The 15,663-nt window shown below is 48.2% G+C and carries 9 protein-coding genes; all 9 read left to right on the forward strand.

The features are described from left to right. Positions 1-85 precede the first annotated feature (85 nt). On the forward strand, positions 86-427 hold the full coding sequence (locus tag MKX63_RS07100) for a hypothetical protein (RefSeq protein ID WP_341016189.1): 342 nt from the start codon (positions 86-88) through the stop codon (positions 425-427). Between the two features lie 688 nt (positions 428-1,115). Continuing rightward, positions 1,116-3,887 (forward strand): hypothetical protein, encoded by a 2,772-nt coding sequence (locus MKX63_RS07105; RefSeq protein ID WP_341016191.1) that lies wholly within the window; start codon positions 1,116-1,118, stop codon positions 3,885-3,887. An 87-nt stretch (positions 3,888-3,974) separates the two neighbouring features. Next, positions 3,975-4,544 carry a hypothetical protein gene (locus MKX63_RS07110; protein WP_341016195.1) on the forward strand — a complete coding sequence of 190 codons (570 nt, stop codon included), beginning with the start codon at positions 3,975-3,977 and terminating at the stop codon, positions 4,542-4,544. 188 nt (positions 4,545-4,732) lie between these two features. Then, positions 4,733-5,005, forward strand: a complete 273-nt coding sequence (locus tag MKX63_RS07115; RefSeq protein ID WP_209868427.1) for an alpha/beta-type small acid-soluble spore protein — start codon at positions 4,733-4,735, stop codon at positions 5,003-5,005. 203 nt (positions 5,006-5,208) lie between these two features. Further along, on the forward strand, positions 5,209-6,411 hold the full coding sequence (metK, locus tag MKX63_RS07120) for a methionine adenosyltransferase (protein ID WP_076084485.1): 1,203 nt from the start codon (positions 5,209-5,211) through the stop codon (positions 6,409-6,411). Positions 6,412-6,618: 207 nt separating this feature from the next. Continuing rightward, positions 6,619-10,650, forward strand: a complete 4,032-nt coding sequence (locus MKX63_RS07125) for an Ig-like domain-containing protein (protein WP_341016196.1) — start codon at positions 6,619-6,621, stop codon at positions 10,648-10,650. Positions 10,651-10,817: 167 nt separating this feature from the next. Next, positions 10,818-13,547: a stalk domain-containing protein gene (locus MKX63_RS07130; RefSeq protein WP_445321819.1), complete on the forward strand. Its 2,730-nt coding sequence runs from the start codon at positions 10,818-10,820 to the stop codon at positions 13,545-13,547. 57 nt (positions 13,548-13,604) lie between these two features. Continuing rightward, positions 13,605-14,762 carry a sensor histidine kinase gene (locus MKX63_RS07135; RefSeq protein WP_036699270.1) on the forward strand — a complete coding sequence of 386 codons (1,158 nt, stop codon included), beginning with the start codon at positions 13,605-13,607 and terminating at the stop codon, positions 14,760-14,762. Between the two features lie 4 nt (positions 14,763-14,766). Continuing rightward, entirely contained in the window at positions 14,767-15,489 is a 723-nt protein-coding gene (locus tag MKX63_RS07140; RefSeq protein ID WP_340751349.1) for a response regulator transcription factor, read from the forward strand. The last annotated feature ends 174 nt before the right edge of the window (positions 15,490-15,663 follow it).

Below are 15,663 nucleotides of genomic sequence, written 5' to 3' on the forward strand. Positions count from 1 at the left end.
TACCATTCGGACATCTTTGTAATCTGCTCCCATTTGCGTTACAATGTCAAAGAAACCATTTTTACGTGAAAGGTGAAAGCCATCGATGAAACCGATTTTATCTAAAGCACAATTGGATTACACGAAAGCAAAGAATATGTTTGAGAATAGAGCAAAGGTTATGGAAAAGGAAATTGCAGCGAAGCGGGCCCTGCAGGAGATCACTCAGGAGGTAATGGAAGAGCTTGTTCAAGCAACGGGCTTCCATGATGCTTATAATGAACTGGTTATTGCTGAGAATGCTTTGATTGAATGGTCCCACAGCACAATCAAGCATGAGAAGAGCTACCGCGAGAACCGCGCAGCAATCGATGCCATGTATGAGAATGTAAATTCAAGCCCAGAGAAGCGCCAGGAGTTAATACAGCTATCGATGAAGATTCGGTAGTCCCGGATATATTAAGATGAAGGAAAGACTGCTGAGGTAACCTCAGCAGTCTTTCTTTAAAATATAAGAATGTATAGGTTTCACGCTATACGTTATCCTTCTATTTCTCACGGAAACGGTACCGTCCTTTAAAAGGACGGCAATGCCGTTTCCACTTGTGTAAATCATTATTCGAGAACGTGTTAACCCTGTTGTAATGTGGGTATATACTTATTAGCTTGAATGCTTATTAACAAATACATCACTTTTAGTATGCAATATTTGTTTATAAACTTAGCAAATATTGTTTAATGACGTTTAGAATGCCTCTATGCTATACTGATTCCCGTAGCCACCCAACATTAACAATAGTTAGTAGAACATACATATTGTATCTTCTAGAGTTTCGGGGCAGGGATACAGCAGGGCAGAAAAAGTTTTTTTAACCAAAGCGCAACTTTTTTGAAACTACTGCGTTTAAGGTGTAGAGTCATTTGCACAAGGCAATTGCGGAATGCCCTGAAGGCACAGCCCGTTGCTAAATGGAAAAATTAGCTTTACGTGACTAGAGGCACATTGTATAATACTTAGGTAGAATTAGGAATCTAGTATTACTATGCCTTGAAGCTGTTTACAAGTTTCTGTGATACCCGTCACAGACATTATTTATACTTAATCTGCTCAACTCGGGAAAGGGGGTGCTCGACAAATGAGTGATATGAGCTACACAACTAAAGAAAAATCCCAGTTTATGAATGTCCAAGGAGGAGAAAAAAAGGTTATGAAGAAAATTTTATCCGTAGCATTGTCTACAGCAATGGCATTCTCGATGTTTGCCTCTGTAGCGTTTGGTGAAACAGCAAAGGTAACTCCACAACAAGCATTTGATGCTTTGGCAGCAAAGGGTGTTGTGAATGGCTTCCCTGATGGTCAGGCTCACCTTGAAAAGGATCTGACTCGCGGAGAGTTCGCTAAGATCGTTACTAAATTGTTTGGTCTTACTGAAGTAACTGGCAAGTTGTCTTACAAAGATAAAGGATACGACGCTAAAAACTGGGCCGTTCCTTATATCGAAGCTGTTACAGCTGCTGGCTTGATGCAAGGTCAAGATACAGTTAAGGGACTCTTCAACTTCAATGGCAAAGTAACAGTTGAAGAAGTTTCTAAAGTATTGGCTATCGCTCTTAAGCTGGAACAACCAACAACAACTGACAACAGTGCATCTGTATGGGCTAAAGGATATGCTCAAGCAGTAATCAACGCTGGTCTGGTAGCTAAGGATTACAACTTCAAAGCTAACGCTACCCGCTCTTTGGTAATTGAAACAGCTTACTATGCTGAGCAAATCGGTAAGGTTCCTACATTGACTGTAGCTTCTGCTGAAGCAGTAAGCCCAACTCAAGTAGTTGTTACCTTCTCTGATAAGACAACTGCAAACGTTGAATTGACAACTGCCCTGGTAGAAGGCGTTGAACAAACAATCAACTTCAAACACCTTGAAAAGGACTACACTGCAAAAGTAACTCTGCAGGCGCCTAAGGTTGTAGCTGTTGAAGCTCCAAACTCCAAGCAATTGGTTGTTAAATTCAACCGTGCTATCAGCACTGATTCCCTGATCTCTGATGATAAGGTTATCGCTAACACAATCAAAGTAGTTACCGTAACTGGAACTAATAATGTTACTGTTGCAGGTGCTCATGCTACTGTGAATGCTGGCGGAAATGAAGCAACTATCACTTTCCCAAGCACTGAGTTCATGAAGGGCCAGTACTCCGTTGTAGTTACTGATGCAGTTAAGACTTCTTCAGGAACTGCTTTCGCTACTTATACTACCCTGTTGAATGTTGCTGACACTACTGCTCCTACAGTTGTTAGTGCAACAGCAGTAGCTAAGACTACTACTAATACTGTAACTGTAAAAGTAAGCGAGCCAGTGAAAAAAGCTGGAATTATCGCTTATGTTAACGGTGCGGCTGCATCTGCTACTGTATCTGATGATACTTATGACACAATTACACTCACTACTGGTGCTGCTCTGAACAGTGGTTCCAGCTATGATGTATCCCTGTTGAACGTATCTGACTATGCAGGAAACATTGCTACCCCTAACCCAATCAAAACTACTGTTGCTGTAACTTCTGATACAGCGGCTCCAAGCATCACTAAGATTGTCAATGTAAGTGACAAGTACTTCGATATCACTTTCAACAAGAAAGTTAGCTATCAGTCCTTTGTTGCTAATGTTCGCTTGTTGAATGTATATGGTGAAAGCCAAGGTACATTGTCTGTGAAGACAACTAAAGACAGCGACACAATTAGACTGCAAGTTCCTGCAGGCTTCAAGGTTCCTGATACTGCTGCATTCACTGGAAACCTGGTATTCGCTGCATCCGTTAAGGATACACTTGGTAACACTCTGGGAACTGCACTGACTCAGCCAGTAACAATCACTAAGGACACAGTTGCTCCAACAGTAATCAGTGCTGTTTACGGCAGCAAGGGTCTGGTTGTTACCTTCTCTGAGAATATCCTTTCTCTGTCCGGTGCTCCAACATTGATCAATGAATCCACTGGTCAGTTGGTAAATGCGAACTTCGCATCCCCATCAATTGATGGCGCGAAAGTAACTTACCCTAACGTAGCTGCTTTGAGCGGAAGCTATACACTTCGTCTGCCAGCTGCATTCGTTGTTGATGATTCCCTCACTGGAAACAAATCTGCAGCGACTACAGTTACTGTAACTGCTGCTGCTGCTTCGACAACGGATACGGAAAGACCTACTGTAACTAGTGTTAGTTACAAAGAAACTACTGCTAATGGAAAGAAAGAAAATGTTGTCATTGTTGTATCTGCTCAGGATAACAAAGGCTTGAATGTTGCCAGCCTTCGCGACCTTAACAGCTATACACTGGATGGCAAGGCTCTGCCAAACACTGCCTACTCTTTCATCACCAAGACAACTGGCGACAACTCTTCTGCACCACTGTCAGCAGAACTTACAATCACTATTCCTAGCTCGTCGATCACTGAGTCTAAGACTTATAACTTCGTAGCTTCCGGTATCGTGGATACTGCAGGAAATGGAATTGTTGCTTTCCCTCAAAACATGAGCCTGACTGATGGAGTTGCACCTACACTGACTGGAGCCACTGTTTCCACTGGTGATACTCAAGTTCTGGTGTTGAGCTTCTCTGAAAAACTGGATAGTGCAACTGTTCAGAAGGAAGACTTCGAATTCATTATCAATGGCGTTGCAACAACTGCCCAAGATTCCCTGTACACTGCAAACACTGTAACTGCTGGTGCAGGTAACGATTCCGGTAAATACTATGTAACGTTCACTGTGAAGGCAACTGGTAAGCTTCTTGATCTTAACGCTAACAATATCAACACAGTTAAGGTTAAAGTTAATACCACTTCTAACATCACAGATACTTCCAAAAACGTTATCGTTACTGGAACAGAAGTTGACGCTAAGTAATCTCCGATTACTGCAGTTCAAGAATAGCCTCTTCGGAGGCTATTCTTTTTTTATAGCCATTTATCCCACCATAAGGAGGAATCACATTTGAAGACCGCTTGGAAAGTTACGATGTCAGCAGTGCTGCTGGCGGGTGGCCTGTGGGCAGGCTCAATGCTCAATATTACGGCTGAAGGAGCCGGTGTTGGATCACAGCCAGGAACGGCTGAGGACCCGGTGGTTACAAAGAGCTATGTGGACCAGCAGATTCAAAAGGTTTTGCAGGGTGGGACAATAAGTCCACCTACTCAAGCTCCGGCCGCTACAGCAACTAATGCACCGGCTGCAACTACAGCTCCTACCAAAGCGCCGGCTTCCGCTTCAGGGGATACAGGCAATACTGGTAATGCCAGTGAAATTGTTGATGTGAAGCCTGGACAGACCCTTATTGCTGGAGCAGGTGCAGAATTCATTGTCCGTGCCGGCAAAGCGGTCATTTATTCCCAGGATGCTAATGGGGTGGCTGACTTGACGGATGGTGTCGATTTGGCGAATGGTGCCGCTGCGCCTACGAATCATCTGTTATCTTTCCCGCGGGATGGCCGGGGGATCGCCGTACAGGACGGTCAGACGATGAAAATCGTTGTTATGGTCCGTGGTGCATATACTCTGAAATAAACAGCAACTCGTTTTAAAGTTCACTTCAATCGACATTATTCTTTCTATATAAAGAATGCCCTGTATTGCACTTCAATATACCCCGGAACTCATTCCCACAGCTGACAAACATTGAGCCGACTTAGGCCTTTGGAATTCGTACACAATATCACCTGTAATCTTAAAAAATTCGCAGGAGGTGCTGTAACATGGCACGTACAAATCGCACTGTGGTACCAGAGAGCCGGGCAATGCTGAAACAAATGCAATATGAAATTGCTTCTGAATTCGGATTATATGGAGCTTCATACGGCGGTGGAATGGACACGGAGTTTGCTTCTGAGCTGGGGACGATTGGCGGAGCAAGCGTTTCTGGAGGAACTCCATATCTGGGGCATCTAAGCTCCAGAGATAATGGATCTGTTGGCGGGGAAATCACAAAGAGGTTGATCAAACAGGCGGAGCAGTCTCTTTTCGCATAACTGGCTTCAATTGACAGCACCCGGTAAATAAGATAATATGACCTTTGAGGAAGGCCGTAGACCTTTTCCATTCGGAAAAGGTTCATTTTTTGAATAAAACAGGCATAGGCTATTATTATTCTACTACTTATATTTGGCCTGTTTTCTACTAGGGAGCCCCCTTGAATACAGTGTCAGATCAACAATATGGGAGGTTGTTGTATATGTCGATCAAAGGGCGTCATCTGTTTACTTCTGAGTCCGTAACGGAGGGACACCCCGATAAAATCTGTGATCAGATATCCGACGCGGTACTAGATGCATTTCTTGCTAACGATCCTAATGCCCGTGTAGCTTGTGAGGTAGCTGTAGCAACAGGTCTCGTGCTTGTCATCGGGGAAATTAGCACCAAGTCTGAATATGTGGATATTCCGGCAATCGTACGTAATACTATTAAGGAAATTGGTTATACCCGCGCGAAGTTTGGTTTTGACTATAATACTTGTGCCGTCCTTAGCTCGTTGAACGAGCAATCGGCAGATATTGCCCAAGGTGTTAATGCTGCTCTTGAGCACCGTGATCCTGCATCATTAGCTGAAGAGACTGCTAACATTGGTGCCGGTGACCAAGGTCTGATGTTCGGGTTCGCTACGAATGAGACGCCTGAGCTCATGCCGCTTCCGATTGCCCTGTCCCACCGGATTGCCCGTCGTCTGGCGGAGGTCCGTAAGGATGGAACTTTGAAATATCTGCGTCCGGATGGCAAAACCCAGGTTACGATTGAGTACCAGGGCGACAAGCCGGTGCGTGTGGACACGATCGTCGTATCTACCCAGCATGCAGAAGAAATCACCCTTGAGCAAATTCAGGCAGACATCAAAGAGCATGTCATTCTTCCGGTTGTTCCAGCTGAACTATTGGATGAAGCCACTAAATACTTCATTAATCCTACTGGACGTTTTGTTATTGGTGGTCCTCAAGGAGATGCCGGTCTGACTGGACGTAAGATTATTGTGGATACATATGGCGGTTATGCCCGTCATGGCGGCGGAGCCTTCTCCGGTAAAGATCCGACCAAAGTGGATCGTTCAGCAGCCTATGCTGCCCGTTATGTAGCGAAGAATCTGGTCGCTGCCGGCCTTGCTGACAAGTGCGAGATTCAATTGGCGTACGCTATCGGTGTTGCAACCCCTGTATCGATCAATGTGGATACATATGGAACGGGGAAGATTAGTGAGGAGAAGCTGGTTCAGCTGATCAGCGATAACTTTGATCTTCGCCCGGCGGGAATCATCTCGATGCTCGACCTGCGTAAGCCTATCTATAGACAGACAGCTGCTTATGGACATTTTGGCCGTACAGATGTGGACCTTCCTTGGGAACGCGTGGATAAGGCGGATTTGTTAAAAGCCCAGTCCGGAATCTAAGAGTTAATTAAGCGAATAGAGCTTACTATGCATCGTCATAGTTAGCCCAAAAAGCACCCTCATGAAGAAGGTGCTTTTTGGGCTTTTTTTGTGAAAAGAGCAAGCGGATATGCCCTCAGCCGTCATCTTCTAAACTTTGGAAGCCCTTTAGCCGAATATAACAGTATACAAGAAACGCTCGAGGGGCTGAAGGGAGCTTTATCAAGAATGAAAAAGAAGGTAAGAATAGGCACAGCGATTATTATTGCAGGTCATCTGCTGCTTGGTTTGGGCAGTCCGGTTATCGGTATACATACATCAGCGGTATACGCCGCTTCAGAATTCGGAATCAGCATTTCTCCTGCAAACGGGTCTGCTTTTGTAAATACCGGGGCTTCACTGGGGCTTAGCTTTGACCGCCAGGTGATCCCGCAAGCCGGGAAAATCACCATTACAGATGTAAATGCCGAAACGGTATTTACGGAAATTGCAATCGGCAGTGCAGGGCTAATCGGAAACTCGGCAAGCTACGAGATCAAGCTAGGCTCCAGTCTTAAATTCGCTCCTTACAAAACATATAGCGTAAGTGTACCTAAGGGGCTGTTCAAGGATAGTGCAGGTAATGAGTCAGCAGCAACAAGCTGGAAGTTCACGACAGCCCCGGAGGTGAATCCGGCGATTATAGCAAGCAGTATGTCTCCAGCCCCTAATTCCAGGGTAGAGGCTGCAAGCTTAACGGAACTGAGTATACGCTTATCTGGAGTGCTTACAGCCGGGGGAGGCAGCGTCAGGCTGCTCTCATCAGCGGATAACGCGGTTATACAGGAGTTTGCGATCCGGGAGGGAGAAGCTGGGGTTGCCTTCCAGAGTGCAGATTCCTCGACGACGGTTACGCTGACACTGGCTAATAAGCTGCCGTCCGGCGGGAATTATTATGTACTTATCGATGCTTATGCCTTCAAGGATGCTAGTAATACAACCTATCAGGGGATAGCCAGCGGCAGTGGCTGGACCTTCTCCACGATCGGCACGGGGACTATTTCTGCATCTACGGCTCCGGTCAACGCCTCTTTCGGTGCATCGGTCAGCGGAGCACTTAAGCTGTACTTCGACCGCCCGGTGAGTCCGGCTTCTGGAGTGATCTCAGTCTCTCCAGGTGCATTTGGGGACCCTGGAACAAGATGGCTGAATATCAATTCAACGAGCGTTACCGGCGGGGGGAGCTCGACAATTACACTGTTGCCAGCCTCCGCGGCCTCGCCGCTGTTGAGCGGTGCGCTATATACAGTTACTATACCGCAGGGTGCTTTTTATGATCAGGATGGTCATCTCTTTCCGGCTTCAGGCCCGTATTCCTGGACATTTACAACAGCTTCATTAACAAGTCTGTCTGTAGCCGCATTATCACCAGCGGACCGCAGTGAGTCCGTAGATATCTCCAAGACAATTGCGGTTAATTTCAACCGTGATGTTGTTTATAACAGCACCGTGACTAACGGGGTTGTTCTATATAAAAGCAATGGCTCTAAAGTGACGGCGACAGTTCAGCAGGGCGCCTCTGCCAAGGAATTTATTATTAAGCCGTCCGCTGCACTGGAATCGGATACGATCTATTATATCGACATTGCCAAAGGCACGTTCACGGATGCTGCAGACCCCAGTGTGCAGTATGAGGGATTAAACGGCACCAAATCCTGGAGCTTCCGTACTGTAGCCATAGATAAGACCCCACCATCGCTGACGAGTGCAGTGCTGGAGAACAACCGGACGATCCGCCTGAGGTATAATGAGCCGCTTAACGCTTCGGTGGCTCTGCTGGCTTCCAGCTTCGGGGTAACCGTCAATGAGGAAACCCGGAATATTGAGAACGCCTATGTTCAAGGAGACAGTGTATTTGTAGTGATTAGCACAGGCATCGCTGTAGGCCAAAATGTAAAAATCAGCTATACCGGCGGTGTGCGGACCATTCAGGATACTAGCGGGAATGCTGCGGCTACCTTTTCTGGGCAGCAGATCACCAACACTATAGAATCGGCGCTTCCTACGCCCAAAGAAGGCAGAATTACAGGTAAAACAGTGACACTGACCTTCAATGATACGCTCAAACCGGTCTCTCCATATGCCTATGAACAGTTTGTGGTCACGACTGACGGGTATTCGCTCGGAGTGAATTCTATCAGTATCAGCGGTAACACCCTATATTTAACTGTAAGCTCTGAGGTGGGCAATTCGGAGTCGGTCCGGGTATCCTATTACGCCGGTTCGTATCCGCTGGTTAGCTCTTTGGGACAGAATATCGCGGGCTTCACTGAGTTTAACATCCGCAATAGTAAGGATAATGTGCCGCCCGTGTTCCAGAATGCGACGGGAGCGGGCAATAAGATACTTCTCAATTATAACGAAGGTCTGTCTACAATTAATTTGCCAATGAACAGCCAGTTCTCTGTATTGGTTGGCGGCAAACCTAACTATGTTACTAACGTATCGGTGAATGGTACACAGGCTATATTGACCCTTCAGAATACATTGCCGCTAAGCGGAGCGGTGACGGTATCCTATGTTCCGGGTACTCTTGGACTTAGTGATCTGAATGGTAATCGTGCAGCCTATGTTGATCTTCAGCCAGTGTCTGTAACTTCAACCACGATAGTATCCGAGATCAGCGCAGCTACAGTGAAGGGCAATGAACTTAATGTTACCTTTACGAAGAACATGCAGTCCTCCTCGAAATTGTATGCCAATCAGTTTGGAATTAAGGCGGATGGAAGCAGTATTGATGTTCAGGATTTCAGTCTGGCCGGAACTCTTTTGAAATTGAATCTCTCGCAGGCAGTGACGTCCGGGCAAAAGGTGGAGCTCTCTTACCTGTCAGGTGCGGGGATCATTACAGACACGAATGGTAACTCTCTTCCGTCGTTCAATTCCTTATCTGTTCAGAATCTGACCACTGGTGTAACGGGCAATGGAAGCCGCCCCTCTTATCTGGGAACCCTGCCTGCCAGTGAATTTGGCAAGGAATACCCGTTACTGAAGAGTGATTCTGCTCTTGCAGTTACAGATCTTTCGGTCTACAAACAAATGATTAAAAGATATGATCTGAATGCAGAACGGATGGCTGCCAGTTATCAATATCTGAAGCTTGCGGGTACGGATGAGTTGGTGTTCGAGGTTCCTTCTACAGAGAAGTCAGCCTATGTTACCATTCCGCTAAAAGCTCTTTCGGATGCAGCCGCTAGTAACAAGAATGCAAAACTGATTATCCGGTACGGAGATCATATGTATGGTGTAAAACTAAGCGATATTGATGTAAATTCGCTAATAGCCAGTTTGGGGACAGATATCAATAAGGTCTCACTTGTTCTGCGTATGGAGAGTGTTCCAGGAGGGACGTTCTATTCGTTCGAGCAAAAAATCGGAAGCCAGGCCATGCGTAACGTTACCGGGCTTATGGATTTACGTCTAACCGGTTCTATTAAAGATAACTACTCCAATGCAAAGGAGTTAAATGTAGCAGGACAATACACTGTTCGCAATGCTGCTGTACTGAATTCTGCACAAACGATGGCTGCCGGAGTAGATTCGACATATAATGATGCTATTTATTTGCCGGCCCAAATTGCTACAGTGGGCAATAATAGCGTTGTTAGTGCACGCACGAATAGTAACCAGGTAGTCGGGGTGTTCATTTCTTTACGTACCTTTGGAGATATAACCTCCCATTGGAGTAAGACTGCTGTAGCAGAGTTGGCCGCCAAAAATATCATCGACAGCAGCTATGGAACTGCGTTTATTCCTGATAAGCCGATTACCCGTTCCGAGTTTGCTGTGATGCTCAGCCGGGGGCTGGGGCTACAGGCAGTACGCGGCGGAGCTTCCCAGTTCAAGGATGTACGTCCGTTTACACAAACAAGTGACTTCATAGAAGCCGCCGCCAAAGCCGGCATTATCAACGGTAATACGGACGGAACCTTCCGTGCGGAGGATAAGATTACCCGTGAGCAGATGGCGATTATGATGGTGAGGGCGCTGGAGTATACGGGGCAGCCTGTAACGCTGAGTGCATCGTCTATGGATACGCTTAGTCCGTTCAAGGACCGGGCGAGAATTCTGAGCCAGAGCCTCGAATTTGTAGCCAAGGCGGTTAAGGCGGGAATTATTCAGGGAGTCAGCACCACAGAGTTCCAGCCGCAAGGCAATGCTACCCGGGGACAGGCTGCGGTCATGCTGCAGCGGATGCTGAAGACAGCAGGCTATTTGTAAGAGAATTGCATAGTTAAGCAGAGCATCCGGTCTATGGGCCGGGTGCTTTTTCGCAACTTTTCGAGCTGAATTCAGTCTATTAAAGGTATAGTCTATTACTATGAACTGATATCCAGGTCTTGATAGCGAGGTAGAAGAGTACAAATAGATGGGAGAGTTACACTGAAATGAATGAGCTTTTCATGGGGAAAAAGAGTACAGAGCAAACACGGGGAAATCAATGGTCGCCTGCCAAAAAGTGGATTGCTGCATCCCTGGCGGGTGTAATCTGGATCATGCCGGTTGTCGGGAGTGAAGGTGCAGGATGGCTGGGCGCAGGCCCTGCGCCGGTAGCACAAGCAGCAGCGTCCTTCTCGGCGACGAAGCTTAGTGAAGAGGTTATCACTTCCGGGGCGATGATGATGAAATATAAGTTTACCACGGTGCGTTCCGGTAAGAGTGCGACAGGACTGGCCAGCGTCATTCGTGTCGATCTGAATAATCCTTACGTCTCTCTGGATGTAATGACCGGCAAAGGCGGGAATCTGACGACACGGCAGAGCACCGGGGGCATGGCGACGGAGACAGGAGCGGTCGCGGCAGTGAACGGGGATTACTTCAATACTGGCGGAGAAGGGGCACCGATCGGCGGTCAGGTATCCGGCGGTGTGCTGGTGTCTACTCCATCACAGCTGAACGGAATGTATGCTTTTGCAGTAACCAAGGACCGTAAACCTATCATTGATGAATATACGTTTGAGGGGATGCTGACCGCAGAGGATGGTGCCCAGTTCCCGCTGTCCGGCATCAACAAAGGGGCCTACAATCCCGAAGGCGGCAGTTCGACTTACAGTCACGCTAACGCTGCTTATATCTATACAGATGCATGGACAGCGCTGGAACGCCCTAAGGGCAGCTCTACCACTCCCACAGAGGTGCTGGTAGAGAATGATACGATTACCCAGATCTCGCTGGATTCGGCTCTGCCGGTGACCGTACCCAAAGGGGCCTATATTCTGCGGACGCACGGGCTGGCTGCCCAGTTCGTTAAGGCTCATCTGGTTGTAGGGCAGAAGCTGAGCAGTACCTATGCGCTCCGTTCCAAAACCACCCAGCAGGAGCTCGATCCTTCTACGCTGCAGATGATGATCGGGGGGCATACCATTCTGGTCAATAACGGCAAGGCGTCATCGTTCTCCCGTTCTACAAGCAGCATTGGCGGGTACCGGGCGCGTACAGCACTGGGCTATTCCCAGGATGGCAGATACGTATATGTCATTGCAGCCGAGAAGAACAGCAATAGTGCGGGGCTGTCGCTGACAGAGCTGCAATCCTTCATGACGAATATCGGGGTGTGGAAAGGGATGAATCTGGACGGAGGGGGCTCTACAACGATGGTGGACCGCCCGCTGGCTGAAACCTCGACTACACTTACCTTCAATACTGAATACGGCAAGGAGCAGCGCACAATCGTTAACGGCGTGGGGGTATATACTTCCGCTCCGCAAGGTGAAGTGAAAGGGATCAAGATCAGCGGCAGTTCGGTACTGTTAATCGGACAAAAGGCCACATATTCCCTGAAGGGCTATGATACGTACTACAATCCGGTGGATGTAGCAGCGGCTAATCCGGCCTGGACCGCAAGCGGCGGCAGTGTCACTGTGAATGCGGGAGAAGCCACGGCCGTCAAGCCGGGAACCGTCAAGCTGAAGGCGACCAGCGGAACAGCGAGTGCCGAGACCGAGGTCACCGTTCTGGGCGGAGAAGACCTGTCCAGCCTGATTGCAGGTACTGCAACTGCACCGCTGCAAGCAGGGGCCACTGTATCAGTTCCGGTTAGTGCAGTGTCGAAGAGCGGGGCAACGATAGCTGTTCCGGCAACCGCACTGAAGTGGGAGTTCATCGGCTTCAAAGGAAGTGTGGGGGACGGCAAGCTTAAGGTGGAGGCGGTTGATGCTGGCGTAACTACCGGATATGCGATTGCCCGCTATGACGGCTTCAGCACGGCGGTTGTCTTGTCTACTGCGGCTGCCACGGCGTGGGAGGATTTCGAGAACACCGCCTATCCGATTGCGTTCACTACGAATGCAGCGGGGGTTACCGGTACAGCAGCCATAGCTGCGGGCAGCGCAGAGCGTGCCGGGTCGAAGGTTCTGTCGCTAAGCTATGATATGACACAAGGCACCGGCAAAATGTACGCATACGCCCAGTTCAACGGCACAACCGGCAAAAGTATTCCTGCGGCGGCAACCTCGATGTCGGTGGACGTCATGGGTGATATGAGCCTGAACTGGCTGCGTGCGGAACTGACGGATGCCGACGGGAAAACGGCCTATATTGATCTGGCGAAAGTCATCGACTGGAATGGCTGGAAGACGCTTAATATCGATCTGTCCGGCTCAGGGATTAAATTCCCAGCTTCCCTTAAGAGACTTTACGTGGTAAATGTAGAAGAAGGACAGGATGAACGGGCCAAGACAGGAACAGTGGCCTTTGATAATATTTCCTTCGTGATGCCATCGCTCTCCAGTGAGGCGGGACTACCTAAAGGGACGGCAGCGATGAGCATTGGCGGCAAGGCGATGACGGTAAACGGCACCAAGCGGCCGATTGATGTCGCACCGATTGTGAAGGACGGCAGTACGTATGTGCCGATAAAATATGTACTGGACGCGTTCGGCGGCAATGCGGTCTGGAATGCAAAGACCAAGAAGATTATGGTCCTGCGGGGCGCCAAGGCGCTGGATCTGACCGTGAACAAGAAGGAATTCGTACTGAACGGGAAGCGGCAGAGTGCTGAAGTAGCACCTATGATCCTGAATGCCAGGACTTTAGTACCGCTCAGACTCGTGACAGAACAGCTCGGACTCACTGTAAAATGGGAACAGAACACTAAGACCGTAACTATCGAATCGTGATATGTTAGTATAAAGGAAAGCCTTTAATACGATTCGATAGAAATGGGGCAAGCATCCGTGGAATTTCAAGCCGATGCAATAGATCGGGTGATTAAGAACACCATCGACGTGATGGAGAGCAGCAAGTATCAGATATTCGAAATATTGCAGGTGGCACGGGATGAGCTTGCTGCACTCAACAAAGAGCTGCAGCGGGTTATGGAAGAAACGGATGAAACATTGCAAAAGGTAGACAAGCTGGAGCAGCAGTACCACCGCTCCCGGATCCGGCTGACAGAGGTCAGCCGGGATTTTGTCCGCTACACGGAGAAGGATATCCGGATTGCCTATGAGAAGGCGACGGAGCTGCAGCTGGAGCTGATGATGACCAGGGAGAGGGAGGCTTATCTGCGGAACAGACGCGATGAACTGCAAATGCGGGTTCGCAGTGTCGAAAATTCTGTAGAGCGTGCCGAATCGATTGGTTCGCAAATGAGCGTTGTCCTGGAATATCTGTCCGGAGAACTAGGTCAAGTGACGCGAATTGTCGAATCTGCGAAGAACCGCCAGATGATCGGACTCAAAATAATCCTGGCTCAGGAAGAGGAACGGAAAAGAATTGCCCGGGAAATTCATGACGGTCCTGCTCAAATGCTGGCGAATCTAGTCCTAAGGACGGAAATTGTAGAAAGAATGCTGGTAAAGCAGGAATTTGGGCTGGTACAAGCCGAAGTAATAGACTTAAAGGGGCAGGTAAGATACAGCCTGGAAGAAATGCGCAAGGTGATTTTCAACCTGCGTCCTATGGCGCTTGATGATCTGGGGCTGATTCCGACTCTGCGGAAGTATGTGCATGATTATGAGGAGAAGACGAAGATCCGTACCTCTTTTGAAACCAGGGGGAAGGAGCACCGTTTGTCCTCAGCGATGGAAGCGGCGGTATACCGGCTGGTGCAGGAGGGCCTGTCCAATGCGGCGAAGCATGCTTATCCGAGCTACGTGCTGGTGGAGATTACTTATCAGGCCCAATTGATCAAGATTGTCGTGAAAGACAATGGCTTAGGCTTCAATGTCAAAAAAATCAGTGAACAAGCCAACCGGGAAAGCTTCGGTCTGGTGGGTATGCGCGAACGCGTGGAATTGCTGGAGGGAAGAATGGAAATACAGTCAGCCGAGAACCAGGGCACAACAATCGTAATTCACATTCCGACGAATGTGGAAAAGGGAAAGGAGTAATGTGATGGAGAACCAAATCTCTGGCAAAGCGCCCATCAAAGTTCTTTTGGCCGATGATCATCAATTGTTTCGTGAAGGGCTTAAGCGTATTTTGAATATGGAGGATGACATCGAGGTCATTGGCGAATGCGGGGACGGCATCCAGGTGCTTGAATTCTGCAACGGCAACAAGCCGGATATCGTGCTGATGGATATCAATATGCCGATTGAGAACGGCGTGGAGGCTACGCAAAAGCTCCGTGAAATGTTCCCGGATGTCAAAGTGATTATCCTCTCGATTCATGACGATGAAAGCTATGTGTTTGAGACGCTGCGCAAGGGGGCGAACGGATACCTGCTGAAGGATATGGAAGCCGAGTCGCTGATTAATGCGATCCGCTCCGTATGCGAAGGACATGCTTTTATCCATCCGAAGGTGACCGGCAAGCTGATTAATCAGCTGCGGCGCATGACGTACCTTAACGAGACTGGCGCTATGGCCGAGACGGCCGTGAAGGAAGCCGGTGTCAAATTTGTTGCAGGCGACAACAATCCGCTGACCCGCCGTGAGGCAGAGGTGCTGCGCTTGATGGCAGAGGGCAAGAGCAACAAGATGATCGGGGAGTATCTGTTTATCAGCGAGAAGACGGTCAAAAACCATGTCAGCAGTATTCTGCAAAAGATGGAAGTGGATGACCGCACGCAAGCTGTAATTAATTCTATCAAATATGGCTGGGTAACTTTATAGCTTCCCTCATAAACTTTTAACTGAGCGTTTTGGAGAATCCTAATGATCCTTATAAACGGTACATAACTTGTATGCAGCCGCGAGCTGCAGCCATAGTATTGTTTCAGTCCGCACTCTATTCGAATTTTGCAAAATGCTAACTTAAATATGTACCCTAAGTTAAACTGGCGGCAG

This window comes from Paenibacillus sp. FSL R7-0179 (assembly GCF_038002265.1).
In the GTDB taxonomy this organism is placed as follows: domain Bacteria; phylum Bacillota; class Bacilli; order Paenibacillales; family Paenibacillaceae; genus Paenibacillus_AQ.